Genomic DNA, 26,374 nt, shown 5'->3' on the forward strand with positions numbered 1-26,374 from the left:
CATGATCGCCAGCCCGGATGGCGCGCACGCCAACTGGCCCTTCATGGGGTCGATCTATGGCGTCAGCGAACGGGGATCGTCCGAGGTTCGATACGTCGGTCTGACGACGAAGCTCGTGAGTCGCAGAAGGATCGAGCACTGGAAGTCGGCGGAAGCCGGCCGAAGGACTCCCTTCGCAGACTGGCTCCGGTCCAGGCGCGATCGTGAGGTGGTCGTCTTTCGTTCGTTGGAGGTGATCATGGGGACTGAGTTGAGTGAACTCGGTAACGCTGAGCAGCGGTGGATCTCGCACTTCCGCGCGTCCGGCCATCGACTCCTGAACGTGACGGACGGTGGCCTGGGCCCAAGGGGGTACGTCTGGACGGTGGAGCAGCGGGCTGCTGCGAGCCTGCGGAGCAAGGGGCGAAAGCACCCCAACCCGCTGCGCGGTGAGGACAACCCGATGTGGGGTCGGCGACACAGCGACGAACAGAAGGCGATCTGGTCAGAGCTCCGGCGTGGATCCATCACAGGCGAGAAGAACCCGAATTGGAATCGCCGCGGGGCGGATCATCCGTCGTTCGGTCGTACGTGGACGGATGAGCAGCGTGAGCGCCTCTCGGCGTCGCGCCGAGGAGAGAAGAATCCCAACTTCGGCAAGACGGCGAGCGAGGAGACACGGGCCAAGATGTCGGCGGCGCGTCGCGGCCGCCCAATGCCCTCGAGTGTGCGCAGCGCCCACACGAGACATCACACCAACAAAGGAATCGTCTCGGAAACATGCCGGCACTGCCGAGACGACCAGTTGAACAGCAATTCAGAGGAATGACGACATGACGGAAAAGCTCAAGCTCCTGAACGAGGTCCAGGCGATCAACTGGAACCGCATCCAGGACGACAAGGACCTCGAGGTGTGGAACCGCCTCGTGAACAACTTCTGGCTTCCCGAGAAGGTGCCGCTGTCCAACGACATCCAGTCGTGGAACACGCTCACCCCCGAGGAGCAGACGCTGACGATGCGGGTGTTCACCGGCCTCACCCTCCTGGACACGATCCAGGGGACGGTCGGGGCGGTGTCGCTGATCCCCGACGCGCTCACCCCGCACGAGGAGGCCGTCTACACGAATATCGCGTTCATGGAGTCGGTGCACGCCAAGAGCTACTCCTCGATCTTCTCGACGCTGTGCTCGACGAAGGAGATCGACGAGGCGTTCCGGTGGTCGATCGAGAACCCGAACCTTCAGAAGAAGGCTCAGATCGTCATGGAGTACTACCGTGGCGACGAGCCGCTGAAGCGCAAGGTGGCCTCGACGCTGCTGGAGTCCTTCCTCTTCTACTCCGGCTTCTACCTGCCCATGCACTGGTCGTCGCGGGCGAAGCTCACCAACACCGCCGACCTCATCCGCCTCATCATCCGCGACGAGGCCGTGCACGGCTACTACATCGGCTACAAGTTCCAGAAGGGACTCGAGAAGGTCGACGAGGCCTCCCGGCAGGACATCAAGGACTACACGTTTTCGCTGCTGTACGAGCTCTACGACAACGAGGTGCAGTACACGCAGGACCTCTACGACGGCGTCGGCCTCACCGAAGACGTCAAGAAGTTTCTGCACTACAACGCCAACAAGGCGCTGATGAACCTCGGGTACGAGGCGATGTTCCCGTCGAGCGTCACCGACGTGAACGCAGCCATTCTGTCGGCCCTGTCGCCGAACGCCGACGAGAACCACGACTTCTTCTCGGGGTCGGGCTCGTCGTACGTCATCGGCAAAGCCGAGGCGACCGAAGACGAGGACTGGGACTTCTAGCTCCCAGATTTGGTGACAGCCCGTAGGGGCTGGTGAGGGGCTCGGAACTGCAGGTTTCTGCAGGCCGGGCCCCTTTTCGTGCCCTCTGTCAACGAGACAGAGGAGGACACAGATGAACACCAGTACCCGTTCCGTGGGGCATGACGGGGGCACGAACGCACCTGAGACATGGGTGAGGGGGTGCCTGCCGAGCGGAAAACAGGTTCGGCATGCCCCTGATGTCGTGCCCCAGCGTGCCCCACAAGATGCTCTGAACGGCCCGAGATCCGCGAGATTCTGCGGGTTTTGCCGCCTTTGCTCCGCAGGGGGCACGAGGGGGCACAACCGCCCGCGAGAGTCCAATAGAGTCCACGGGAGAGCATCATGAGCACTCAGGAAAGAGAGAAATCCGCCAAGAAGCGCGAGGCATGGGGGCGGCTGCGGAAGCTTCCGTCGGGGCGCTGGCAAGCCCGCTATCCAGGACCGGACGGCGAGATGCACACGGCCCGCACGGACGACGACAAACCGTTGACGTTTATGACGAAGACCGATGCGCGGACGTGGCTCGCCGGAGTGCACACGAAGATCGCGCGCGAGCTGTGGGAGCCCCCGGCGGTACTCGCCGCGCGGCTGCGGGCGGAGGCCGAAGCAGACGAAGCCCGGTCGATCGGCTTCGCAGAATATTCCGAGCGCTGGATCGAGATGATCCGCACGCGACCGGGGCGCAGCGGTAAGAGGCGCGCGGCAGGAACCGTTCGTTCCTACCAGAGCAAGGTCACCGGATACCTTGTTCCTGAGTTCGGAGACACGCCTATCCGTGATATCGATGTGACTCGAATCAACGAGATGACCGACCGCTTGGACAAGATCCCATCGCCGCTCAATCCCAAGTCGAAGTTCAACTGCATTACGCAGCCGGTGCTGATCGTCTTGATGATGATCCTGCGCCAGGCCGCGCGAGACAGCATCATCTCGGCCGCGCCAAACATCTCGATTCCGAAACAGACCTCGGTGCGACACGATGCAGACCATGACCCCGATGAGGACGTGGCGGGTCTGTCCGATAAACGGTGGATCTGGTCGGGCGGTCACTAGTTGATTCGGCCTTCGAAGGCGATAGCGAACGCGTTCAGCGCGGGCTTCCACCTCGTCGCCCAGCGTGCCCTGCCTCGACCTGTGGGGTCAAGTGAGCGGGTCACGAGGTAGAGACACTTCAGTGCGGCGGCATCGTTCGGGAAGTGCCCGCGGGCGCGCACCGCGCGCCGGTATCTCGCGTTGAGCGACTCGATCGCGTTCGTCGAGCAGATGATGCGGCGGATCTCGACGACCCAGTCCAGGAACGGCACGAACTCGGCCCACGCGTTCTGCCACAGTTTGCTGATCGCCGGGTACTGCTGCCCCCACTTCGTGTCGAACTCGCGGAACCGTTCCGCCGCGGCGGCCTCGGTCGGGGCGGTGTACACGGGGCGGAGGTCTTTGCCCATCTCTTCCCAGTAGTGCCGGGACGCGAACCGGAACGTGTTCCGGATCAGGTGGATGATGCAGGTCTGCACCGTCGCGAGCGGCCAGGCCGTGTTGATCGATTCCGGCAACCCCTTGAGCCCGTCGCAGACGACGATGCACACGTCCTCGGCGCCGCGGTTCTTGATCTCGGTGAGTACGCCGAGCCAGAACTTCGCGCCCTCGCCGCCGTCGCCGGCCCAGATCCCGAGGATGTCCCTCTCGCCGTTCACGGTGACGCCCACGGCGAGATAGAACGGTTTGTTGCGCACCTGCCCGTCTCGGACCTTCACGACCAGCGCGTCGATGAACACCACCGGGTAGACGCGATCCAGCGGCCGGTTCGCCCACTCGGTCATCTCGTCGATCACCTTGTCCGTGATCCTCGAGATCGTGTCCTTCGACACGGAGGCGCCGTAGACGTCGGTGAAGTGCGCGGCGACCTCCCCGGTCGTCAGCCCGCGCGCGGTCAACGACAACACGATCTCGTCGACCCCGGTCAGCCGCCGCTGTCGCTTCTTCACGATCTTCGGTTCGAATGACCCGTCCCGATCCCTGGGCACGTCGATCTGCACCGCGCCGACTTCGGTGAGCACCGTCTTCGATCTCGTGCCGTTGCGGGCATTGTCGGTGACGCCGTTGCCGTGCTTCTCGTATCCGAGGTGCTCGGTCATCTCCGCCTCGAGCGCGGTCTCCAGCACCCGTTTGGTCAGCCCGTTCAACAACCCGTCGGGGCCGACGAGGTCGACTCCCTGTTCCTTCGCCTGCTTCAACAGCTGCTCCGCGAGCTGCTGCTCGTCGATGATCGCTCCCGTCACAGGATCGATCATCTCGATGACATCGGTCATCGCCCTTCCTTTCGGTCAGGCCCGACCAGATCCACCGTTAATCAGACACTCCCGGTTTTCAGTCAACCACTCCGGCAGCGTAAGGACCCCGCTCCCGTAAAGCATCATTGATCCAGCGGTTGTACTAGCGTGGGTGCCGAGGTGAGCGATGACGGGTGCACGGACCAGGGAGTGGGGCGAGCTCGAGCGTGAGCTGCTGCGGCTGCTGCGGGGGCAGGAGGAACCTCTTAGTGCTCGCCAGTTGCAGGAGTTGTTCTCGGGGCCTGTGCCTGCGTACACGACGTTGATGACCGCACTGACCCGGCTGGAGCGCAAGGGTCAAGTGCTGCGCATCGAGCAGTCGCCTAGGAAGGTGCGTTTTTCGGTACCGCGACCGGATGGCAAGGACGCGTGCGCGTCGATGATCTCCACCCTCGACCAGGCGGAGGATCGGAAGGCAGCGTTGCTGGCATTCGCGGGCAACCTGGACGCGCAGGACATCGCGCTGTTGCGGTCGGTGTTCCCTGACACGGGCCGTCCGCGGTGACAGGCGAAGGCCTGTTGCTTTTCGTGGCAGCGTGCGCGGGCGCCGCGGTGCTGACGGCGGTGTTGAGCCCGCTGGTGCTGACGGTGGGACGGTGGCAGTTGCTGCACCCGCGGGCGGCGCTGACCGCGTGGTTCGTAGCATTCTTCCTCGGGCTGAGTCTGGCCGCCGCCGCAGTGATGGGCAGTGTCGTGGCGGCCGTGACCGTCTCGGAGGTGGCCTCGCACGGTCAGGCTGTGCTGGTGACGGCGAGCGGGTGGCTGGGCCTGGGGGCTTTCGGGGCGGTGATCGCGTTCGTGGCCACGTCGGCTGCGGCATCGACCGGCGTCGGACAGTCAAGTCAGGTGGCGGCGGCGGTGGCCCGATCGCGGGAGGAGCGGGACGGGTTCACCCTGGTACGGTTCCGCGGCGACCAGCTCATCGCGTGCGCTGTCCCCGGGAAGCACCCGGAGATTCTCCTCTCCACGGCGATGGAGGAGACGCTCACGGTATCGCAGCTGCAGGCGGTCCTCGCGCATGAGTACGCGCATCTGCGGCAACGGCACGGGTGGGCGGTCCGGATCGCGCAGATCAATGCGTTGTGCCTGTCCCGCGTCCGGCCGGGGCGCGCACTGCAGCGAGCGACCGTGCTGCTGATCGAGTTGGCCGCGGATGACGCGGCCGCCCGGCAGGCCGGCGCTGCTCATCTTGCCAACGCGCTGACCGTCCTCGCGAACGCGGCCGGTGATGAGAGTATGCACCTGCGTGCCGTCCGCCTCACTGCTCGCCGCTGGCCGTCCGCGGCGCGTCGGCGGTTGCCGCAGGCGATTCGGATCCTCCCCACGTGACGGAGGGCACCGCAGATCGCATCGAACAGCTCCGGACAGTGGCAGGGCTCGGGACTCCCCATCGGTGACGTCGTCGCGCAGACGTCCAGACAAGCACTGAGGCGGGCGCGACTGCCCGTAACTCACCCTCGCGTCGCCGGTTCCAGTGAGAACGCCCGTCGAATCCCCCTGGCTCCACGGGTCGTCCTGACCAAGCGATCTTGGACATCTTGTAGAGTTAGGGGGGCGTGTGACGGGAGGATGTAATGGGTATAGATGAGTCCGAGTTCGTGGTGAACGGGATGACCTGCGCGCACTGCGAGCAGGCGCTGCGGACGGCACTGAGCGAGGTGCCGGGGGTCGTCCGGGTGGAAGCGGATGCCACGTCCGGCCGGGTCCGGCTGCAGCAGACGGGCCCGGTGGCACACGCCGCCGTCGAATCGGCGGTCACGGAGGCCGGCTACTCGGTGCTCTCATGGGCGACCGACCGGTTGTGACCGTCGCACCTCCGCCCGTACCCGGCGTCGCACCGGTGTCCGACCCCCCGGTCAGACGCCTCGGCCGGTGGCCGCTGGTCCTGCTCACCGTCTTCGTGGTGATGTTGTCGGTGGCGCCGGCGGTGGTGACCACGATCCTCGCCGGTGAGGCTCCGTACGACCGGATCTTCGTCAGCTTCCCGGGTCTGGATGTGGCGATCTCCACCGCGGCCGGGCAGGGGGTCGCGGACCTGTCCTCGACCGTCACGGTCGGTGCGGTGTTGTGGATTCTGTTCTTCCGCAACGTGCGCGGGCGGGATGCGTCCCGGATGGCCGGGTCGGTCGAGCTGACGGTGCTGCAGGTCGCGTCGGCGGCGTGGGCAACATCGGCCGGCGCGATGATCGTCTTGGAGATGCTGGACAGCAGCGGCATCCCGTTCTCCCGACTCGGCGAGCCGGGGGCGATGTCGTTCCTGTATGACGCGAGCGCGTTCCCGCGAGCGTGGACGGTCGCGTTCGTCGCGGCGATGGTGACGTTCGGGGCGAGCATGTTCACCGAACGGTGGACGGGGCTACTGATCCCGTTGTGGGCGTCCGTGTTCGGGGTGCTCGCACCGGTGGCGGTCGGACAGATCCTGGTCGGCCCGAACCACGACTTCGGCAGCGACGCGGGCATCTACCAGACGCTGCTGACCAGTGCGGCGTTCGGGCTGCTGCTGGTCGGCGCGGCCCGGGTCCTGACCGGTCGGCTCATCGACCCGTTGATTCTGTGGCGGCTAGGAAAGACACTGGCGGTGCTGCTGCCGGTCATCGTGGCCAGCGACCTGCTGCTGGCGTGGTTCAAGCTCGCCGGAACCGGGCTGCTAGAGTCGGTCACCGGCTGGCAGATCCTTATTCGGGGTCTCTTCCTGCTGGGCGTGGTGTCCATCACCGCGACCGGATGGGTGTGGGGGCGGCGCGGACGGTTGACCGCGCACCGGATCACCGGGCTGCTAGTGGTAACGACGGTCATGATCGGCGGATGGCTCGGTGTGACCACTGCGATGACCCGGATCCCGCCGCCGCAGTATTTCGCGCCGACGAGCATCTCGCAGGTGTTCCTCGGGTTCGAGGTCCTCGACCCGCCGACAGCGCTGGTGCTGTTCACGCAGTGGCGGCCGAACATCCTGTTCCTCGTCGCCGCGATCGCCGCGGTGACGGTGTACCTGTGGGCGGTGCGGCGTGTGCGGCTACGTGGCGACGCATGGCCGGCGGGGCGGACGGCCGCCTGGGTCGCCGGGTGGGCGGTGGTGGTCTTCGTTACCAGCTCGGGGTTCGGGAAGTACTCCGCCCCGGACTTCGGGGTGCACATGATCGTGCACATGAGCCTGAACATGGCCGCCCCGATCCTGTTGGTCCTCGGCGGGGTGATCACGCTGCTGCTGCGCGCGACCCGCTCCGACCCCGCCCGGCCGGTGGGAATGCACGATTGGATCACGTGGGTGCTGCACTGGCCGGTGCTGCGGTTCGTGTTCAACCCGCTGATCGTGTTCATTCTGTTCGTCGGCTCCTACTACGGCCTGTACTTCACCGGCATCTTCGGGGAGTTCATGCGTTTCCATTGGGCGCATCAGCTGATGAACGTGCACTTCCTGATCGCCGGGTACCTGTTCTACGCGCTCGTGATCGGCGTCGACCGGCCACCGCGGCCACTGCCCCACATCGGCAAGCTCGGGTTCGTGCTCGCCGCGATGCCGTTCCACGCGTTCTTCGGGGTGATCCTGATGACCGGGAACATGCTGATCGCCGAGGACTTCTACCGCTATTTCGGGTTGCCCTGGTCGGACCTGCCCGCCGCGCAGTACTTCGCAGGCGGGGTCGCGTGGGCGGGGGGTGAGATCCCGCTGCTGCTGGTCATCATCGCCCTGGGCATCCAATGGTCCAGGCAGGATGCGAAGGACGCCCGCCGGAAGGATCGGCATCTGGACACCGGCCGCGACGACGAGTTCGACCAGTACAACCGGATGCTCGAGCAGCTGGCCGCGCGCGGTGTCGCGCGGCCAGCGCCCCGAACCGTGGAGGAGAACGACACATGACCACCACGACCACCACGCCGGTGCTGGAGGCGGTGCAGCTAGATGTGTCCGGGATGACCTGCGCGGCCTGCGCGGGCCGGGTCGAGCGTGCACTGAACGGCCTGGACGGGGTGAGCGCAAGCGTGAACTACGCCACCGAACGCGCCCTCGTCACAGGACTCTCCCCGGACCGGGTCGACGAGGCGGTCCGGCGGGTAGAAAAGGCCGGGTACGGGGCGCACCCGCACGATGACGCGGACGACGCCTGGTCGCGGCGCGCCACCGAGGTGCGGATCAGCTCACTGCGACGTCGTCTGCTCGTCTCGGCGATCCTCACCGTCCCCCTGATGGACATCACCATCGTCCTGGCCCTGGTGCCGGGGTGGCGGTTCCCAGGATGGGAATGGGTGTGCGTGCTGTTGGCGCTGCCGATCGTGGGCTGGGCGGCCTGGCCCTTCCACAAGGCGACCCTGCGCAACCTGCGCCACGGCACGGTCAGCATGGACACCCTCGTCTCACTCGGCATCGCCGCATCTTTCGGGTGGGCGGTCGCCACCCTGCTGTTCGGCCTCGGTCAAGGGGGCGCCGGGTACTGGCTCGGGTTCGGGGTGACCCCGGAGGGCGCCAACTCCATCTATCTCGATGTCGCCGCCGGGATGACCACCTTCCAGCTCGCCGGCCGCTACTTCGAGACCCGCTCCCGACGCAAAGCCGGCGACGTGCTCGGCGCGCTGAACCAGCTCGCCGCCACCCACGTCCGCATCCGCACCGACAACACCGAGGAGATCCAGCCGGCGACCGCGCTGCGCGCCGGGGACGTGTTCGTGGTGCTCCCGGGAGAGACCATCCCCGCGGACGGCCTGATCATCGCAGGGGCGGCGGCCGTGGACACCAGCATGCTCACCGGCGAACCCGTCCCCGCCGACCTGACACCGGGAGATGCGGTGGTCGGCGGCACGATCAGCACGGACGGACGGCTGGAGGTGCGGGCGACCTCCGTGGGCGCGCACACTCAACTCGCGCAGATGGCGGCACTCGCGGAGCAGGCTCAGGCCCGCAAAGCCCGGGTGCAGACCCTCGTCGACAAGGTCACCAGCTACTTCGTGCCCGCCGTGATCGTCCTGGCCGTCCTCGTCGCCGCCGGGTGGATGATCGCCGGGACGTCGTTCGAGCAGGCCTTCGGGATCGGGATCTCGGTGCTCATCATCGCCTGCCCCTGTGCCCTCGGGCTCGCGACACCGACCGCGCTGATGGTCGGCATCGGCCGGGGCGCGACACTGGGCATCCTCGTCAAAGGCCAGGACGCGCTTGAAGCCAGCGGCACCATCACCACCGTCGTCCTAGACAAGACAGGGACCCTCACCACCGGGGCGATGACCGCCCACCACCTCGCCCCCGTGGACGGCGTCACCGAACAGGAACTCCTCGGCGTCGCCGCAGCCATCGAACGCGGCTCCGAGCACATCATCGCCCGCGCCATCCTCACCGCTGCGGAGAACCAGGGCATCGAGATCGCCCCCGTGACCGGATTCACCACCCACCCCGGGCGCGGCGCCTCCGGACAGCTCCACGGCGAGCAGATCCTCGTCGGCAGCCGGACGTTCCTCCTCGACCACGCCATCGACGTGCCCGCCGAGCCAGACACCGCCGAGAACACCGACGACGGTGCGGGTCAAGCCGCGGAGACATCCGTGCTCGTGGCACGCGGCGGCGTGCTCCTGGGGCGGATCGGGCTGCGGGACACGATCAAACGCGACGCCCGCACCGCGGTCGCCGCGCTGCACGCCCAAGGTTTGAAGACCGTCCTGCTCACCGGAGACACCCCCGCCGCGGCCGCGAGCGTCGCCGCCCGCCTCGGCATCGACACAGTGCTCGCCGGGGTGCTGCCCGCCGAGAAGGCCGACGCGATCCGCAGCCTGCAGGAGAACGGCGCCCGGGTCGCAATGGTCGGCGATGGCATCAACGACGCCGTCGCCCTCGCCGCCGCCGACCTCGGACTCGCCATGGTCTCCGGCTCCGACATCGCCCTGAAATCCGCCGACATCATCCTCGTCCGCGACGACCTCGCCGTCATCCCCGACGCCATCGGCCTGTCCCGTCGCACCCTACGCACCATCAAGACCAACCTCGGCTGGGCATTCGGATACAACATCGCCGCGATCCCGATCGCCGCCGCCGGACTGCTCAACCCGCTCATCGCCGCCGGCGCGATGGCGCTCTCCTCCGTCCTGGTGGTCTACAACAGTCTCCGGCTGCAGAACTTCCGCCGCACCCCTCGCCGCTGAGCGACCCCCTCGACGTTCGAGAACGACTACAACTTGTAGTAGTCTTTGGGTGTGATCGCTGCTCCGTGGAACATCATCCTGACCATCGCTTTCGTGTTCACCGGCCTGGTCTGCCTGATCGACCTCGCACCCCGGCTGACGAGGACGCGTCGGAAGGGAAAGCCGTTCGACGGGGAGATCCTGGTCGACATCAACCACATCCTGATGTCGGCCGCGATGATCTGGATGTCCTGGTCGATGGAGTCCGAGCTCGCACTCTGGGTGCAGGTCGGGGTTTTCGCGGTGCTCACCCTCGCCCTCGTGCCTTTTCCGGTCCGCGCCCGTACCGCCACAGGGCGCGTCGACCTGGTGGGGCACCTCACCCTGAACGCCGCGATGATCTGGATGCTCGCCGCAATGCCGCTGCTCATGGCCGACATGCACATGCCCATGGATGTGGGTGACGGCGACGCGATGGGCATGGACGGTCAGATGCCGATGGGTGACGCCGCCCCGATGATGATGGGCACCCCGATGTGGGTCGACGTCGTCAACGTTGTCTTCGTCGCGCTCAGCGCCGCGACCATGCTGTGGTGGCTCTTCCGGCTGATCCGTAGTGGCCACCACCGCCTGCACGCCACCTGCCATGCCGTGATGGCTGCCGGCATGGGCGTCATGCTCGTGCTGATGAACGGCTGACCCCGCCGGTCACGTCGCTCGAATCCCCCGACGGCGCAGGCTTCATCTCACGGAGTCTGTTGCGTCCGGCCAGCCCCGCGGCTTCTATCTCCGCTTGGTCGGTCGGGAGGACTCGTCAACGAACGTCGGAGCGGTGCGCATCGTCTCGCGAGGCGGATCGCCCGGAGGACGTCGAGCGACGGGCGGGAAGGTGGGTCATCGCCCGCTCGAGCGGGCCACGCCCGAACAGTAGCGCCCAGACGGTGCGGCCCGTGACGGTTGCGATGGTCAAGGGCCAGAACGGGGCCATGTCACGGAACGCGGCGAGATCGCCGGTGGTGCCCACGCCGATGCTGGCGATCACGGCCCACAGGAGCAGCTGCGCGATGTAGGCGGTCAGCGGCATGCTGCCGGTGGCCCGCAGCGGCAGGGTGATCCAGATCAGTGGTGTGCGACAGGCGAGTAGACAGACACTGATCGCGGCGATGGCGAACCCACCGGAACCGATCACCTCGAGAAGCCCGCTGGAGTGAGGCTCGGCCGTCCACAGCACGTCCCAGAACGCCCCGTCGTCGGGGACGTCCCGCGTGCCGGAGACGGCGTCGAGGCCGTACCCAAGGACCGCGAGAGCTGTGCCGGCACCGAGCATGGCCAGCTGGGTGCGCAGCCGGCGAATGTCGGTGCGGGCGAGCCCGAGCCCGGCGAGCACGAACGCGATCCAGACCGGGAACGGGTAGTACCAACCGAGCAGCCAGGCCGCCATGCGACCGCTGCCGGTCTCCCACCACGGGAACGCGTCGACCCATGCCTGCAGGAAAGGGGTGAGAAGCGCGATCCCTCCCGCGGCGAGCAGCACCTGTCGCGGGCTGAGCGAGAGAAATGGCAGCGCGAGCAGGAAAAGGATCGCGTAAGCGGGCAGGATGATGTAGACCGGGACCCCGAGGCCGAGGAGGACGACACCGATCAGCCAGAGCAGCAGTGACCGGTAGACCAGTCGTGCTCGCAGCGTCGGCAGTTCCGAGGAGGTAGGTCGCCGGGTCCCGCCGGCCATCAGCCCCAGGGAGACACCGGCGAGTGTGGCGAACAGGATCGAGGAGCGATCCTGCACGATGCCCGTCCAGGTTCCCGGATCGCTCCAGACCAGCGGGGTGATCCACAGCAGGTGCGCGGCGAACATTCCCACCACCGCCAGGCCCCGCGCGAGATCGATGCCGGGGATGCGGTCTTGCGCGTGCAGATGCGCCCAATTCACAGCTAAGCGCTCACGGAGCTGCGTCCGTGCGACCTTGGAGACGGGACCGTGCGGTCGGTCGGTGGGAGGCATGGGGTGAAGCGCCCCGGGTTTCGTGGAGGCTCGGTTAGTTGGTTCCGGCCCCGGCGGGGACGTGTTCTTGAGCGTATTCGACCGCTGCCTGGGATGCCCAGTGGACGGCCTCTGCTTCGACGGGCGGGGTCATCCCGATCTCGCCGTGAAGGCGTCGGTGGTTGTACCAGTCGATGTACTCCGCGACGGCGATCTCGACATCGCGGATCGATGCCCAGCCGCCCTTCGGGCGCATGACCGGGTTGCGGATGCACTCGGCTTTGAACAGCGAGTTCAGCGCCTCGGCCATCGCGTTGTCGCACGAATCGCCCTTGGAGCCGACGCTGGCGACCGCGTCGGCTTCGGCGAGGCGTTCGGTGTAGCGGATGGCTCGATATTGAACTCCGCGGTCGGAGTGGTGGATCAGTCCGGACACGTCCTGGCCGGCGCGCTGCCGTTCCCACAAGCCCATGTCCAGTGCGTCGAGAGCGAGATCGGTGCGCATGCTCGTGGAGACCTGCCAGCCCACGACGCGGCGGCTGAACACGTCCAGGACGAACGCGGCGTAGACCCAGCCGGCGTGGGTGCGGATGTAGGTCAGATCTGCGACCCAGAGCTGGTTCGGCGCGGTCGCTTCGAAGCGCCGCTCCACCAGGTCCAGCGGCCGCTCCGTCTCCGCACCGTCGCCGAACGTCGTGCGGCGGGACTTGTCGCGCCGGATCCCTTGGATCCCTTCCTGCCGCATCAGCCGCTCGACCGTGCAGCGGGCCACTTCCACGCCCTGCCGATTCAGTTCGGCGTGGATCTTCCGCACCCCGTAGACGCCAAGGTTCGCCTTATGCGTGACCCGGATGTCGACGGTCAGTGCCGCGTCCCTGACCGCCCTCGCCGACGGCGGGCGGACCTTGGCGGCGTAGTAGGTGCTCGGGGCGATCTGCATACCCGCGTCACGCAGGACACGACAGATCGGCTCGACCCCGAACCGGTCGCGGTGCCCGTCGATGTACTCGACGAGCACCGCGGTGGGCACCTCGGCTACTTCAGCTTGCGGTCGAGCTCCGCCGCCGCGAAAAAAGCCGACGCGGTCTTGAGGATCTCGTTCGCGCGACGCAGCTCCCGCACCTCGCGCTCGAGGTCCGCGATCCGCTGCGCGTCCGCGGTCGTCGTGCCCGGCGCGATGCCGTCGTCGACCTCGGCCTGCCGCACCCAGGTCCGTAACGCTTCCGGATGGATCCCGAGCTGGTCCGCAATCCGCTTGATCGCGCCGACCCTCGACTCAGGATCTCGACGCGCGTCCAACGCCATCCGCATCGCCCGATCCTTCAGCTCCTCGCTGTACTTCCGTGGTGCTGCCATGACTCCCATCCTTCACAGGTTTGAGAGCCTCCATCACACCCGGGGCGCTTCAGGGCTCTCTTCGCAGTTTGAGCGGACGCAGGGGCACCGGACTGTTGCGCGGGGCGCCGGTCCTAGACCGTTCCGGTGCCCAGCAGGGTGCCGATTCCGTAGGTCGCGGCCAGGGCGATGGTGCCGCCGACGACCACACGCACGGCCGCACGGCCCGGCCGGGCCTTGCCGAGTCGGGCACCGAGCGCGCCGGTGACGGCGAGGGCGACGAGCACCAGCACGAAGGTGGTCGGGATGCGGATGCCTGCGGGCAGTAGGAGGATCGCGAGGAAGGGCACGACGCCGCCGAGGAGGAACGCGATCGCGGACGCGGACGCCGCGCCCCATGCGCTGACGACCTCGTCCTCGGCCAGCCGGTGCTCGATGTCGATGTGGGCGGCCAGCGCGTCGCGGGCGGAGAGCTCTTCGGCGACCTTCCGGGCGGTGGGTTCGGTGAGGCCTCGAGCCTGATACGACGCGACCAGTTCCTGGAACTCGGCATCGGGGTCGGCTGCGAGGTGTCCGCGTTCCTCGTCGATGGCGGAGCGTTGACTGTCACGCTGGCTGCTGACGGAGACGTACTCGCCCAGGGCCATCGAGACGGCGCCGCCGACGAGGGCGGCGACACCGGCGGAGAGCAGGGCGGGTTCCCCCGCAGCAGCGCTGGCGACGCCGACGACGACAGTGGCGACGGACACGATCCCGTCGTTGGCGCCGAGGACCCCCGGCACGTAGCTTGTTGAGGCGTTGGACGCGGGTGGCGGAGGGCGTGGGAGTGGTCATGGGTCCTTCTTCCGAATCGTCATGTGTCGCTAGCGCGATCGAGTGGAGCCCGCGTCGTTTCCCCGCATCTTCGGTTCCTCGACTTCTTCAGCGCTGCCGGGGCGTCCGGTAACGGGTCTCTTCTCGGCCACCGGGCTACGCAGAGCCTGAGATCTGCGTAGCCCGGTGTCGACGTGTGTGCTGCCGTGCATGCTGGTTAGTCGCGCCGCAATGGCTCAAGGGCGGTGTCCGGACCGGTCTTGATGCGGACGCTGAGCAGCTTGGTGGAGTTCAGGAACACGAGGATGTCGGGACCGAGGTGGATGATGGCGGCCTGGATCGGGCCGATCCAGCCCAGCAGGGCGGCGGTGATGCCGAGGACGTGGACGACGCCGACGCCGACGAACAGGTTTTCCTGGATGGTGCGGTAGGCCCGGCGGGCGATCGCGCGCACGCCGACGATCTTGCTGAGATCGTCGGTCATGAGAGCGACATCGGCCGCTTCGATGGCGGCCTGCGTGCCGCCGGCACCCATCGCGATCCCGGTCTCGGCGAGGGCCAGCGCGGGGGCGTCGTTGATGCCGTCGCCGACCATCGCGACCCCGTTCTCCACGGGCTTGCATCTGTGTGATGACGCCGACCTTGTCCTCCGGGAGCAGATCGGCGTAGACCTCGTCGATGCCGAGGCTGTCGGCGACGCGACCGGCGACGGCGGCGTTGTCACCGGTGAGCATCGGGATCCGCTTCACACCGTTCACGCGGAGCCCGGCGATGGCTTCTTTCGCCCCGGGCCGGATCTGGTCCTCGAGCTCGAAGCTGCCGATCAGGCGGCCGTCGGCGGCGACGTGGATGATCGTCGTCGCCTCCGCAACGGGCGGCACGTCGATCCCCGCCTCTGTGAGCAGGGCGGCGTTGCCGACGAGCAGGGCACGCCCGTCGACCGTTCCCGTGACACCGCGGCCGGGCACGACTTGGAAATCGGTCGGCTCGGGGATCTCCACGCCGGCCTCACGCACGTAGGCGACGATGGCCTCGGCGAGAGGGTGGCTGGAGCGGCGGTCCAGGCCCGCGGTGAGCCGGAGCAGTTCCTCACGTTCCACAGAGGCGTCGGCGACGCGCACGGCGCTGACCTTCGGGCTGCCGACGGTCAGGGTGCCGGTCTTGTCGAACACGACGGTGGTGGCCCGGGCGAGGCTCTCCAGGTAGATTCCGCCCTTGATCAGGATGCCGCTGCGTGCGGCGCGGGCGATCGCGGCGATGATCACCATCGGGGTCGCCAGCGCCAGTTCGGCGGGCGAGGTGAAGATCATGAGCGTGACGATCATGCTGACGTCCCGGGTGACGAGGAACACCACCACGAGGAACACGATGATCAGCGGGATGAGCCACGCGGCGACCTTGTCCGCGAGCTTCTGCACGGGCGCGCGCGAGTCCTCGGCATCCTCGACGAGGGCCACGATCCGCGCGAACGTGGTCTGCTCCCCGACCGCTTCGGTGCGCACGTCCAGAGCACCGGACTTGAGGATCGTGCCGGCGAACACGCGCGAGCCGGCGGACTTGTCCTTCGGGACGCTCTCACCCGTGACGGATGCCTCGTCCGCGGCGCCGTCCCCGCTGACGACCGTGCCGTCGACGGGGATGCTGTCGCCCGCGCGGACCAGGACGACGTCATCGACGTGCAGTTCCGCGATCGGGACCACGCGCTCCTGCCCGTTCTCGCGGACCCGCGCGACGGTGGGGACCGCGCCGATCAGCCCTTGGATCGATGCGCGCGCCCGATCGGTGTTGAGGTCGGCGATGAACTCGGCGATGAGGATGATCACCATGAGCACGCTTCCCGCGACCTCTTCGCCTCCGACCAGCGCGAAGATCGTCGCGACGGTGACGAACAGTTCCGTGCCGATCTTGCGTTCGGTGAACAGATCGATCAGACCCGTCTTCACCAGCCGGTACAGACCGACCGCGACGGCCACCCACAGCACGGGAACCGGGATGAGCTGCCGCCAGTACAGGAAGGCCACCAACCCGGTCAAGAGGATGCGAGCGACCTCGATCCACCGTTCGCGCGTCATCAACGACATGAACGTCGCGCGGCGTTCCGCGGGACGGGCCGCGGTGTCGGCGGCAAGGGGATCAGTCATGGGCGTCAGTCCTATCTGTCAGCACGATGGTTCGGGGTTCATCGGGTCGGTGCGTGATGCGCTGGCCGACCCTCCAGGTGCACCGCCGCATAATGCAGGGCGATGTTGGCGAGATCTGCGGCGTGTTCATCGACGAGGCGGTAGAGCACACGCTGACCATCTCGCCGACGGTCGACCATCCCGCTGCGCTGCAGCCTGCTCAGATGCTGGGAAACCGTCGGCGCGGGCCGATCCACTCGACTCGCGAGTTCGCCGACCGAGATCTCGGGGTGCTGCGCAAGGGCGAGGACGATGCGGATGCGCGTCTCTTCGGCAAGGGTCCGGAACACATCCACGGCCCCCTCGATCGCACGATCGCCACTGTCCATCGTCGCCTGCGTCATCGGAACATCAATCCTGTTGGACGCGCGTTGCAGACGGGGCGAAGCGGGCCTCCAAGGCCGCGCCATGGGCGGGCAGATCCTCTGCCGTGCTGAGCACCCGCATCGTCTCGCGCACGTGGCGGAGAGCGGCGGCCGGGTAGCGCACGGTCTGCACCGCCCGCAGGAACGTGTGCACGGTGAGCCCGGAGGAGAACGTGGCCGTTCCTCCGGTGGGCAGGACATGGTTGGAGCCGGCGCAGTAATCACCGAGACTCACCGGCGTGGACGCGCCGATGAAGATCGCGCCAGCGTTGCGTACGTGTCCGGCCACCCCGTCGGCATCGTCGCAATGGATCTCGAGATGCTCAGGGGCGTAAGCGTCGCAGACCTCGATGCCGTGCTCGATGTCGTCGACGATCACGATCGCCGACTGCGGACCGGTCAGGGCGGCCCGCACTCGATCCGCATGGGGCGTGAAGGCCACCTGTCGATCCAGTTCCGTCTGCACGGCGAGGGCCAGGGAGGTGGAATCGGTGACCAAGACGGCGGCGGCGTGCTCGTCGTGTTCGGCCTGGCAGATCATGTCGGCAGCAATCAGCATCGGATCGGCGAGAGCATCCGCCAGAATCATCACCTCGGTCGCTCCGGCCTCCATGTCCACCGCGACCGTGTCGCGGACCAGACGCTTCGCGGCCGCGACATACACATTCCCAGGCCCCGTGATCAGATCCACTGGCGCGACGCTCCGCTCCACCGTGGGGTCCTCGATGCCGTACGCGAGAGCGGCGATGGCCTGGGCGCCCCCGATGGCGTAGACCTCGTCAACGCCCAGCATCGCCGCCGTCGCGAGGATCGTCGGGTGCGGGCGACCACCATGCTCGACCTGCGGCGGACTGGCCAACGCGATCGAACGCACACCGGCGACCTGAGCGGGGACCACGTTCATCACCACAGACGACGGGTACACCGCCTTCCCGCCCGGGACGTACACCCCAGCTCGCTCGATGGGGAACCAGTTCAAGGACACCTGCGCGTCTCCCTCGAAGCCCACCACCACCGGCGCGGGCAACTGCGAACTCGCGAACCGACGGGTCCGCTCGATCACCTCCTGCAACGCACCACGAAGCTCCGGCGCAAGCGCGGAGAACGCTTCCGCCAAGGCCTCCGCAGGCACCCGCAGCACCTGCTGCTCCACCCGATCGAACCGGGCCGCGAGCTCAGCCACTGCGGGAAAACCGTCACGCCGCACGTCAGCAATAGTCGAAGACGCCGCGGGAATCACACCCGCTAGATCCACGACAGCGCGCGGCACGGCACGGCGCACCTCATCCCGGGTGGTCAAGTCCCGTGGTGTGGTGTCATTCCGTTGCTTCCTGATGGTGGGTGTTGGTCAGGCGGTGAGGTAGAGCTCGGGGTGGGCGGGTTCGGTGTGCTCGTGGAGGGTGTGGATGAGTTTGCGCATGGAGATGTCGGAGAAGTAGCGGCGTTCGCCGTAGCCCCATTCCTCGTGCTGCTCTTGGAGGACGGCGCCGATCAGGCGGGTGACGCTGGCCTGGTCGGGGAAGATCTGGACGACGTCGGCGCGGCGTTTGATCTCGCGGTTGAGGCGCTCGATGGGGTTGTTCGACCAGACCTTCTGCCAGTGCTCGCGGGGCAACGGCGCGAACCCGGTTAGGTCCGCTTCGGCCGCCTCGAGCATCGTCGCGATCTCGGGAAACGAGCTGCGGAGGCTGTCGGTGACGGCCTTGTATTGCGCGATCACGGCCTCGGTCGTGGTCTGCGCGAAGATCGTCGAGATCAACGCGTTGACCGGCTTCGAACGCGCCGAGCCGAGCTTCTGGGTGACATTGCGGGCGAAGTGAACTCGGCATCTCTGCCACCCGGACCCGGGCAGGATCGCCTTGACCGCGGCCTTCAAGCCAGCGTGCGCGTCGCTGGTGACCAGGGTCACGCCGAGCGGGTCGGCGTCGGTGGCGACTTTCAGGCCGCGGTCGCGGAGGCCGCGGAGAAACTCGGTCCAGAAGTCGGTGGTCTCCGCGTCCCCGAGCGCCATCCCGAGGATCTCCCGGCGTCCTTCGCCGGAGACACCGGTCGCGACGACGAGGGCCTGGGAGACGACCCGGCCGCGGTGGCGGACGTCGAGGTAGGTGGCGTCGAGGAACAGGTACGGGAACCAGGTGTGATCGATCCTGCGGTGCAGGAACTCGTGCACTGACTCGTCGATCTCGGCGCAGATCCGCGAGACCGTCGACCGGGAGATGCCGGTGTCGTTCCCCAACGCCCGCACCAACTGGTCGACCTTGCGGGTGGAGACCCCATCGATCCAGGCCTGGCAGATCACCGCGTAGAGCGCCTTGTCGACCCGGCGGCGCGGGTGCAGCAACGACGGGAAGAACGATCCTTCCCGCAGCTTCGGGATCTGAAGGTCTACTTCCCCGGCCGGGGTCGCGAGGGTCTTCGGGCGGGTCCCGTTGCGACGGGTCTTGCGCTCCGCGGTCCGCTCATAACGGTCAGCACCGATCTTCACCGTCGCTTCCGCGTCGACCAGATCTTGCAGGCCGGCCTGCAGCATCCGACGGAACACGTCCGAATGGGCCAGGTCAGGGTCAGCGAGGACTTCGCCGATCAAGGTCGTCAGGGCAGACTGGTAGTGGGTCATCGTGGGATCTCTGCTTTGCTTCTTGCCGGAAACAATGGTCATCCCACGGTGGCCCTTCATCGTCTACGACGACGAGAACCCCCCGCGGGAATTGACACCACGCTATGGGACTCACCCTCCCGGGTAGCGGAGCTTCCACGAAAACCGATCACGCGCACAGCGACGTTTCCGGATGCGTGAGTCATCGCCGCACTCCCGGGACAGCGGAGCCGGTAGAGGGCGCACACAGAGCCGTAGAAGCGACCTTCGGCTCGAAGATGATGAAGATGATCGTTCCTTCCGTAACAAGAGCCACACCGCGCGGGCGAGGCCGTACAGGCAGGGGGCGCGGAGCATCCCCTCTTTTCTGAGGCAAGGCCTACACGCCAGGGGAGCATCATATCTACGCAGTTACGCAGATAATGAGGAAGGTGAGCGGGTCTCGGATCGTGCAAGAGGTCACGCCGTGGCGCACCCCTCTGCGGATTCTGCAGATCCTGTGCGTATCGGACGGGCGAGCTCGTGAGATCTCGCCCGTCGTCGGCAGCCCGCTCGCGCAGCGCACCACCGTGCCTCACCGCGAGGACGTACGGCCCCGCGTCGCAGTGTGAGGATCGGCTCGATCGGCCGCTGATCATGACAGTCACCGGCATGAGCTGCTCTCCATTCAGGACGGACACACACGTCTGGCACCAGGGTGCCGCGCTCGGGCGCGGAGCGCCCACCTGACTCCCGAGATCGGCCCGTCCGTGACGGTCTCGGGAGGGGCTGTCGTGGTGATGACGATCCGGGTCATGTCGTCCGGCAAGGGGTACGAGTACCTGCTGAAGTCTGTCGTCGCTGGTGACGGCGACCGGGAGATGAGCAGCCCGCTGACCCGGTACTACACCGAGACCGGCTGCCCGCCAGGTACTTGGGTCGGTACCGGCCTGATGAGTCTCGACGACGGACGCACCCCGGCGTCGGCCGAGGGCGACACGGTGACCGAGGAGCACTTGGCGCGGCTGCTGGGTGAGGGCATCCACCCGGTCACCGGGGAACGACTCGGTACCCGGTTTCCGTCGTTGCAGCCGCCGCGCGAACGGATTGCGGCGCGCATTGCACGGCTCGACCCCGACCTGCGCGGTGAGGCGCGGGAGCAAGCGGTGCAACGTATCCGTGAGGAGGAGGTTGCGAAGAAGCCGCGCATCGCCGTTGCAGGGTTCGATCTGACGTTCTCACCGCCGAAGTCGGTCAGCGCGATCTGGGGTGTGGCCGACGCGGGCACGCAAGCCCTGATTGCGCAGGCGCATCACGCCGCGATGCGCGACACAATCGCGTTGCTGGAAGAGCGCGTCGCCGTGACACGGGTCGGCCGGGGCGGTATCGCGCAGATGCCGATCGTGGGTGTGATCGCGACCGCGTTTGACCATTACGACTCCAGAGCAGCGGATCCGCAACTGCATACGCACGTCGTGGTGTCGAACAAGGTGCAGGGCGAGGATGGGCGCTGGCGCACGCTCGACTCGCGCCGATTGCACAAGGCGGCTGTCGCTCTGTCGGAGTCGTACAACGCCTTTGTCACTGATCACACCGCGCGGCTGCTCGGTGTGACGTGGGTGCCCGTCGACCGGGGCAAGGACCGCAACACCGGCTGGGAGATCGCGGGCGTACCAGCGGCGCTGATCGCGGAGTTCTCCCGCCGCACCACCGGCGGCAGCGACGGCGCGGAGGGCATCGAGCAGGTCAAGAACCGGCTGATCGAGCAGTACATCGCCGAGCACGGCAGGCAACCCTCAGCGGCGACGATCGCGAAACTCCGACAGCAGGCGACCTTGGAGACGCGGCCCGAGAAAGAACTGCACTCGCTGGCTGAGCTGACCGCTGACTGGCGGGCGCGGGCCGAGGTGGTGCTCAGCGAGGATGCACCCACTTGGGCGCAGCATCTACTCGACCGGGGTGCGGGCGAGGCTCGGCTGCGTGCGGACGATCTCGGGCTGGAGCAGATCGAGGATCTTGCCTCCGTGGTGCTGATGGAGGTCGCGAACCGGCGCGCAACCTGGGGGCGATGGAACCTGCACGCCGAGACGATGCGACAGATCATGGGCGTCCGGTTCGCAACCACCGACGATCGCATCCGGGTGCTCGATCAGATCGTCGCCCACGCCGAAGCCGAATCGCTGCGGCTCACCCCGGACTACGACCGAGCCGTACCCGCCCACTACGTCGACGGTGAGGGCAACAGGTTCCAACCGGTCGACCAGATCGCGTATTCCAGCCAGAACATCCTCGACGCCGAACAGCGGCTCCTCGCACACAGCCAAGATGACGGTGGCCCGGCGCTGACCGCGCGGCTCGTCGCGCGGCACACTTCCCGCAAGATCGGGGGCGTAAGGCTCGATCCCGACCAGGCCGTCGCTATCACGCGCATCGCCCGTTCCGGGCTGACCCTTGATCTGCTGGTCGGCCCGGCAGGTTCCGGCAAGACCACGGCGCTGCGCGCCCTACACCGGGCGTGGACAGCGGCGCACGGACGCGACTCGGTGATCGGCCTTGCGCCGTCGGCTGCTGCCGCCGAAGTGCTCGGCGACTCGCTCGGCGTGCGGGCAGAGAACACCGCGAAATTCCTCTACGAACACCACCACGGGCGCTGGAACCTCGAAGCCGGGCAGCTCGTGCTCGTGGACGAGTCTTCCTTGGCAGGAACACTCGCGCTCGATCGCATCACCGCGCACGCCGCCGAGGTCGGAGCCAAGGTCGTCCTCATCGGAGACTGGGCGCAACTCTCGGCAGTCGAGACGGGCGGAGCGTTCGGGATGCTCGTCCGCCACCGGCACGCGCTCGTCGATCCTGAAGCATCATCGCGGGAGTTGTTCTATGTGGCGATGACGCGCGGCAAGCACCGCAACCACGCCTACGTCATCGTGCCCGACCCGCACGAGATCGAAGCGCACCTCGACCAGCCCGAACCGCTGACCGTGACAGACCGGCTCGCCAAGGTGCTCGCCCGCACTGATGCTGACCTCTCCGCCACCGAAACCCTGAAGCTCGAGGTCGATCGACACGCCTCGCTGTCCACGCTGCTGGCCGAGTACGACGTGCTCGCCCGCGAAGCACAGACCGAACGATGGGCAACCCTCCTCGATGTCGCACCGTTCCCCGAGAACGTGGCCGACGACGTGTTCACCAGCTCCTACTACGAACGACTCGAAGCAGCCCTCGCCCGCCACGAAGCCGCCGGCCACCTCGCAGCAGCCGCCCTCACTGCCCTCGCACCCCGACTCACGCCCGGCGAAGACCAATCCGATCCCGCCGCGCAGCTCGCCGCCATACTCGACCAAGCCACCCAGAAACTCCCGCCCGGCAAACGAACCAAGGCGCGAGTTGCCGGACTCATCCCCACACCTGCCGAGCCGATCGCCGACGACATGCAGACCGCGCTCACCCAACGGCAGATGCTCATCGAGACTGCCGCGCGCGGACTCCTGCACGACGCCCAGGAAGCGGGAGCCGCATGGGTGACGAAGCTCGGTCAGCCGGGATTACGGATCGAGGCGCGTGAGCGGTGGGAAGCACACGCCGCCACCATCGCGCTGTACGGGTCTGCCCCGAGTTTGGTTGACATCTGATCTGTGAGGATTCGTTCTCGCTGGAAGGATGTTCTTGTGGCAAAGCCCTATCCCCGAGAGTTCCGCGATGATGTCGTGGCCGTGGCCCGGAAGGGTCAAGCGCCGTTGGCGCAGATCGCGAAGGACTTCGGTATCTCCGAAGGATCGCTGAGCAACTGGATGAAGCAGGCCGACGTCGAGGACGGCAAGCGTGCCGGCCTGACCGACGACGAGCGCAAGCAGCTGCGTGAGGCGAACAAGCGGATCCGGCTGTTGGAGCAGGAGAACGAGGTGCTGCGGCGGGCTGCGGCGTATCTGTCGCAGGCGAACCTGCCGGGAAAATAGTCTTCCCGCTCGTCCACGAGATGGCTGCGGCCGGCGCTCCCGTGAGGGTGCCGGTCGCGGTGGCGTTGCGGGTCCTCGGCCTGTCCAGGCAGGGGTACTACCAGTGGCTCAAAGCCCCGGTCTCCGACAGGGACTGGGACGATGCGCACGTGATCGACGTGCTCTACGACCTCCATGCGGACGACGACACCCTCGGGTACCGGTTCCTCACCGACGAGCTCGAGTCCGAGCACGGGGTCACCGCGAGCGAGAACCGGGTGCACCGACTCTGCCGGATCGCGGGGATCCACGCATCGCACCACAAGAAGCGCAGCAAGCCCGGCAGCACCGGACCCGCGCCGCACGACGACCTGCTCGCCGTGGTCGACGAGCACGGTGTCATCCGGCACGAGTTCGTCGCCGACGGGCCGAACAGGGTCTGGCTGTGGGACATCTCGGAACACCCGACCAGAGAAGGCAAGCTCTACATCTGCGCGATCAAGGACGTCTGGTCGAACAAGATCGTCGGCTACTCCATCGACACCCGCATGAAGTCATCTCTCGCGCGGGCGGCGATGCGCAACGCGATCGCGCTGCGCTCACCTGGCGGCACGATCTGCCACTCCGACAGAGGCGGCCAGGGCGGATTCAACTGGTCGTCGCAACACCTCGTGATCGCGGAGGTGTCAGATGGTTCGTCGTCAGCAGGCAGCAGATCGGGCGGAGCGGCCGAAGCTTCGGTCGCCTGGGCATCCGAAGTTCCAGCGGCATGTCGAGGCAGCGTTCTGGGCCGAGATCGCCAAGGGGTTGCTGCCCATCGAGGCTGCTGCCGTGGTCGGCGTGGCGCAAGCGGTCGGTCAGCGGTGGTTCCGCAACGCTGGCGGCATGCCGCCGTTCGACCTGAAGTTCACGCCAACCGGACGCTACCTGTCGTTCGCTGAGCGTGAGGAGATCGCGCTCCTGCGTGCTCAGGGAAGCGGGGTGCGCGAGATCGCCCGAACTATAGGCCGTGACCCGGGGACGATCTCCCGTGAGCTGCGCCGGAATGCGGCCGTCCGCTACGGAAGTCGCGGTATCGAGCATCGGTCGCGCAGTGGAAGGCTGACATGGCCGCGAAGCGTCCGAAGGCGGCGAAGCTGGTCACGAACGCCCGGTTGCATGCCTACGTCCACGAGCGGCTATCCGGGCAGATCACCACACCTGATGGCAAGATCATCGTCGGTCCCGAGCCGCCGCGGTTCACGGGGATCAACAAGCCGCCCGCAAGCATCGCGGGTGGTCGACGGCGTGGAGTCCGGAGCAGATCAGCAACCGACTCAAGGTCGACTTCCCCGATGATGAGTCCATGCGCATCAGCCACGAAGCGATCTACCAGTCGCTCTACATTCAGGGCCGTGGCGCGCTCAAACGCGAGCTCGTCTGGTGTCTGCGCACGGGCCGGGCGCTTCGCGCACCGCGGGAACGCTCACGTCGTAAGACGTGGGCGCACGTCACTCCCGGAACCCTGATCAGCGAACGCCCTCCTGAAGCTGAGGACCGCGCTGTTCCCGGCCATTGGGAAGGCGATCTGCTGATCGGGCTGGAGCGTTCCGCGATCGGCACCGTCGTCGACCGCATGACCAGGTTCACGATGCTCGTCCACCTCCCACGCGAGGAGGGATACCGGCACAAGGAGACACCCAAGAATGGTCCCGCCCTGGCTGGCTATGGCGCGATCACGATGAAGAACGCGCTGGCGAACACGATGTCGACACTCCCCACCCAACTGGCACGGTCGTTGACCTGGGATCGCGGCAAGGAGATGTCCGCTCACGCAACGTTCACGGTCGAGACCGGCATCCCGGTGTTCTTCGCCGATCCGCAGTCGCCCTGGCAGCGCGGCACCAACGAGAACACCAACGGCCTGCTACGCCAGTACTTTCCCAAGGGCACCGACCTGGCCCGGTGGAGCGCGGAAGACATCGAAGCCGTCGCTCACGCCCTCAACACCAGGCCCCGCAAGTCACTCGGATGGAAGACCCCCGCCGAAGCCTTCAACGAGCAGCTACTGTTGCTCCAACAAGCCGGTGTTGCAACGACCGGTTGAACCCGGTCAGTTCCGCGCGAAACGCACCCAGAACCTGCTCCGCAACAACGGCCTCGTCGGCTCCATGGGCCGGTCTTACGGGGCCGGTGACAACGCGAGCATGGAGAGCTTTTTCAGCCTCCTCCAAAAGAACGTGCTCGACACGAGGCGCTGGGACACCCGCGCCGATCTTCGCCTCGCGATGGTCACCTGGATCGAGACGAAATACAACCGCAGGCGCCGCCAACGCGGCCTCGGCAAACTCACCCCCGTCGAGTTTGAGATGATCTACAAGGACGCAGAAGCGGCCTGATCACCCCAACCCCCGACTGTCAACAAGACTCGGGGCAGACCCACGCAGTTTTCGAAGTGAAGCAAGAAATAAACAGGAAGTTTCTGGAGTACGCAGGGAAGAAGATCGCTAGTGTGCGCGAACTGACCCGCACGTCGGTCAACATCGCCCATGCGGGAGGCACGTACGACCCCAAGCCACCCATTCCAATCCTCGGCGGACTACTGACCACGCGGAGCGGCTGGGCCGATCTAGAAGGAAAGGCCGCTGTGAATGCGTTGCTAGAACTAAGCGACGCCCGCCGGGTAGACATCGGCTGTGCCTTGCGAGGAGTCTCGTTCAACCGGATAGAAGACACCCCAACAAGTTCGCCGGAGTACAGCGAGCCCGACGTGACGCTGATGTTCTTCCTCATCCGACTGTTCGGTCGCCTGCAAAAGGTTGGCACCGTCGCGGCTGTTGACATCGATGCGTACATGAACGCCCTCGACTTGAACGATGCTCCAGTCATGGATTCCTAGTCGCATGTTCGTCGCGGGCCTCCATCATCGCAGCTGAGGTGAAGACCAGATGGAGTTCCACGAGGCGTCGCTCGACAG

Annotated in this window: 19 protein-coding genes, 5 pseudogenes and 1 other annotated feature; of the genes and pseudogenes, 16 read left to right on the forward strand and 8 right to left on the reverse strand. The window is 66.9% G+C overall.

Features of this window, described 5'->3' with window-relative positions; genetic code table 11:
* The first annotated feature begins 1 nt into the window (after position 1).
* The 3 genes from IM777_RS05060 (at position 2) to IM777_RS05070 (ending at position 2,861) form a co-directional block, all read left to right on the forward strand.
* Complete coding sequence (locus tag IM777_RS05060; protein ID WP_228480956.1) at positions 2-808, forward strand: NUMOD3 domain-containing DNA-binding protein; 807 nt, start codon at positions 2-4, stop codon at positions 806-808.
* A gap of 4 nt (positions 809-812) precedes the next feature.
* A complete protein-coding gene (nrdF, locus tag IM777_RS05065) occupies positions 813-1,787 on the forward strand; it encodes a class 1b ribonucleoside-diphosphate reductase subunit beta (protein WP_194384862.1) in 975 nt (324 codons plus the stop codon).
* A gap of 363 nt (positions 1,788-2,150) precedes the next feature.
* Positions 2,151-2,861, forward strand: coding sequence for a hypothetical protein (locus IM777_RS05070; protein ID WP_228480957.1), 711 nt, complete (start codon positions 2,151-2,153; stop codon positions 2,859-2,861).
* On the opposite strand, the gene IM777_RS05075 is transcribed toward IM777_RS05070, so the two are convergent.
* Positions 2,858-4,096 carry an IS256 family transposase gene (locus IM777_RS05075; protein WP_194385447.1) on the reverse strand — a complete coding sequence of 413 codons (1,239 nt, stop codon included), beginning with the start codon at positions 4,094-4,096 and terminating at the stop codon, positions 2,858-2,860. The two genes, IM777_RS05070 and IM777_RS05075, sit on opposite strands and share 4 nt — an antisense overlap.
* Before the next feature lie 166 nt (positions 4,097-4,262).
* Between IM777_RS05075 and IM777_RS05080 the strand changes: the two genes are divergently transcribed.
* The 6 genes from IM777_RS05080 (at position 4,263) to IM777_RS05105 (ending at position 10,936) form a co-directional block, all read left to right on the forward strand.
* Complete coding sequence (locus tag IM777_RS05080) at positions 4,263-4,640, forward strand: BlaI/MecI/CopY family transcriptional regulator (protein ID WP_194384863.1); 378 nt, start codon at positions 4,263-4,265, stop codon at positions 4,638-4,640.
* 23 nt (positions 4,641-4,663) lie between these two features.
* Positions 4,664-5,464 (forward strand): M48 family metalloprotease, encoded by an 801-nt coding sequence (locus tag IM777_RS05085; protein WP_228481048.1) that lies wholly within the window; start codon positions 4,664-4,666, stop codon positions 5,462-5,464.
* A 245-nt stretch (positions 5,465-5,709) separates the two neighbouring features.
* Positions 5,710-5,940 carry a heavy-metal-associated domain-containing protein gene (locus IM777_RS05090; protein ID WP_228480958.1) on the forward strand — a complete coding sequence of 77 codons (231 nt, stop codon included), beginning with the start codon at positions 5,710-5,712 and terminating at the stop codon, positions 5,938-5,940.
* Positions 5,937-7,994: a cytochrome c oxidase assembly protein gene (locus tag IM777_RS05095; RefSeq protein WP_228480959.1), complete on the forward strand. Its 2,058-nt coding sequence runs from the start codon at positions 5,937-5,939 to the stop codon at positions 7,992-7,994. Before IM777_RS05090 ends, IM777_RS05095 begins: the two co-directional genes overlap by 4 nt.
* A complete protein-coding gene (locus tag IM777_RS05100) occupies positions 7,991-10,258 on the forward strand; it encodes a heavy metal translocating P-type ATPase (RefSeq protein ID WP_194384864.1) in 2,268 nt (755 codons plus the stop codon). The genes IM777_RS05095 and IM777_RS05100 overlap by 4 nt, the downstream gene beginning before the upstream one ends.
* Before the next feature lie 51 nt (positions 10,259-10,309).
* Positions 10,310-10,936, forward strand: coding sequence for a DUF5134 domain-containing protein (locus IM777_RS05105; RefSeq protein WP_194384865.1), 627 nt, complete (start codon positions 10,310-10,312; stop codon positions 10,934-10,936).
* Positions 10,937-11,051: 115 nt separating this feature from the next.
* On the opposite strand, the gene IM777_RS05110 is transcribed toward IM777_RS05105, so the two are convergent.
* The 7 genes and pseudogenes from IM777_RS05110 to IM777_RS05140 all read right to left on the reverse strand — a co-directional run bounded on the left by IM777_RS05110 (position 11,052) and on the right by IM777_RS05140 (position 19,528).
* A complete protein-coding gene (locus IM777_RS05110; RefSeq protein WP_228480960.1) occupies positions 11,052-12,167 on the reverse strand; it encodes a heparan-alpha-glucosaminide N-acetyltransferase domain-containing protein in 1,116 nt (371 codons plus the stop codon).
* 106 nt (positions 12,168-12,273) lie between these two features.
* A protein-coding gene (locus tag IM777_RS05115) for an IS3 family transposase (protein WP_390178949.1) occupies positions 12,274-13,574 on the reverse strand; the annotation gives its coding sequence in 2 pieces (ribosomal slippage) (positions 12,274-13,295 and positions 13,295-13,574; 1,302 coding nt in all).
* Positions 13,144-13,296: a sequence feature (AL1L pseudoknot), on the reverse strand. Its footprint overlaps the gene before it by 153 nt.
* A 113-nt stretch (positions 13,575-13,687) precedes the next feature.
* Positions 13,688-14,387: pseudogene (locus IM777_RS05120) on the reverse strand (VIT1/CCC1 transporter family protein).
* Between the two features lie 215 nt (positions 14,388-14,602).
* The gene (locus tag IM777_RS05125) at positions 14,603-16,507 is read right to left on the reverse strand and encodes a heavy metal translocating P-type ATPase (protein WP_228480961.1); all 1,905 of its coding nucleotides are present in this window, start codon (positions 16,505-16,507) and stop codon (positions 14,603-14,605) included.
* Between the two features lie 38 nt (positions 16,508-16,545).
* Complete coding sequence (locus IM777_RS05130; RefSeq protein ID WP_228480962.1) at positions 16,546-16,890, reverse strand: ArsR/SmtB family transcription factor; 345 nt, start codon at positions 16,888-16,890, stop codon at positions 16,546-16,548.
* Positions 16,891-16,897: 7 nt separating this feature from the next.
* Positions 16,898-18,247, reverse strand: coding sequence for a histidinol dehydrogenase (gene hisD, locus IM777_RS05135; protein WP_194385452.1), 1,350 nt, complete (start codon positions 18,245-18,247; stop codon positions 16,898-16,900).
* A 12-nt stretch (positions 18,248-18,259) separates the two neighbouring features.
* Positions 18,260-19,528: an IS256 family transposase gene (locus IM777_RS05140; protein ID WP_194384868.1), complete on the reverse strand. Its 1,269-nt coding sequence runs from the start codon at positions 19,526-19,528 to the stop codon at positions 18,260-18,262.
* Between the two features lie 758 nt (positions 19,529-20,286).
* Here IM777_RS05140 and mobF point away from each other — a divergent pair.
* The 7 genes and pseudogenes from mobF (at position 20,287) to IM777_RS05170 (ending at position 26,296) form a co-directional block, all read left to right on the forward strand.
* Complete coding sequence (gene mobF, locus IM777_RS05145; RefSeq protein ID WP_228481053.1) at positions 20,287-23,115, forward strand: MobF family relaxase; 2,829 nt, start codon at positions 20,287-20,289, stop codon at positions 23,113-23,115.
* 36 nt (positions 23,116-23,151) lie between these two features.
* A complete protein-coding gene (locus IM777_RS17555; RefSeq protein WP_061683390.1) occupies positions 23,152-23,439 on the forward strand; it encodes an IS3 family transposase in 288 nt (95 codons plus the stop codon).
* A gap of 20 nt (positions 23,440-23,459) precedes the next feature.
* A pseudogene (locus IM777_RS17645) lies at positions 23,460-23,738 on the forward strand (transposase); the annotation flags it as partial.
* A 30-nt stretch (positions 23,739-23,768) separates the two neighbouring features.
* A pseudogene (locus tag IM777_RS17650) lies at positions 23,769-24,059 on the forward strand (transposase); the annotation flags it as partial.
* 49 nt (positions 24,060-24,108) lie between these two features.
* Positions 24,109-25,504 (forward strand): annotated as a pseudogene (locus IM777_RS17160) (IS30 family transposase).
* A 7-nt stretch (positions 25,505-25,511) separates the two neighbouring features.
* Positions 25,512-25,796: pseudogene (locus tag IM777_RS05165) on the forward strand (integrase core domain-containing protein); the annotation flags it as partial.
* A 113-nt stretch (positions 25,797-25,909) separates the two neighbouring features.
* The gene (locus IM777_RS05170; protein ID WP_194384871.1) at positions 25,910-26,296 is read left to right on the forward strand and encodes a hypothetical protein; all 387 of its coding nucleotides are present in this window, start codon (positions 25,910-25,912) and stop codon (positions 26,294-26,296) included.
* Positions 26,297-26,374 lie beyond the last annotated feature (78 nt).

It is taken from the genome of Microbacterium luteum, assembly GCF_015277875.1.
Lineage (GTDB): Bacteria > Actinomycetota > Actinomycetes > Actinomycetales > Microbacteriaceae > Microbacterium > Microbacterium luteum.

Bases quoted from the DNA above. Each gene is read 5' to 3' on its own strand.
- IM777_RS05060 (WP_228480956.1), top strand. From the start codon at position 2: ATGATCGCCAGCCCGGATGGCGCGCACGCCAACTGGCCCTTCATGGGG.
- nrdF (WP_194384862.1), top strand. From the start codon at position 813: ATGACGGAAAAGCTCAAGCTCCTGAACGAGGTCCAGGCGATCAACTGG.
- IM777_RS05070 (WP_228480957.1), top strand. From the start codon at position 2,151: ATGAGCACTCAGGAAAGAGAGAAATCCGCCAAGAAGCGCGAGGCATGG.
- IM777_RS05075 (WP_194385447.1), bottom strand. From the start codon at position 4,096: ATGATCGATCCTGTGACGGGAGCGATCATCGACGAGCAGCAGCTCGCG.
- IM777_RS05080 (WP_194384863.1), top strand. From the start codon at position 4,263: ATGACGGGTGCACGGACCAGGGAGTGGGGCGAGCTCGAGCGTGAGCTG.
- IM777_RS05090 (WP_228480958.1), top strand. From the start codon at position 5,710: ATGGGTATAGATGAGTCCGAGTTCGTGGTGAACGGGATGACCTGCGCG.
- IM777_RS05100 (WP_194384864.1), top strand. From the start codon at position 7,991: ATGACCACCACGACCACCACGCCGGTGCTGGAGGCGGTGCAGCTAGAT.
- IM777_RS05125 (WP_228480961.1), bottom strand. From the start codon at position 16,507: ATGACTGATCCCCTTGCCGCCGACACCGCGGCCCGTCCCGCGGAACGC.
- IM777_RS05130 (WP_228480962.1), bottom strand. From the start codon at position 16,890: ATGACGCAGGCGACGATGGACAGTGGCGATCGTGCGATCGAGGGGGCC.
- IM777_RS05140 (WP_194384868.1), bottom strand. From the start codon at position 19,528: ATGACCCACTACCAGTCTGCCCTGACGACCTTGATCGGCGAAGTCCTC.
- mobF (WP_228481053.1), top strand. From the start codon at position 20,287: ATGACGATCCGGGTCATGTCGTCCGGCAAGGGGTACGAGTACCTGCTG.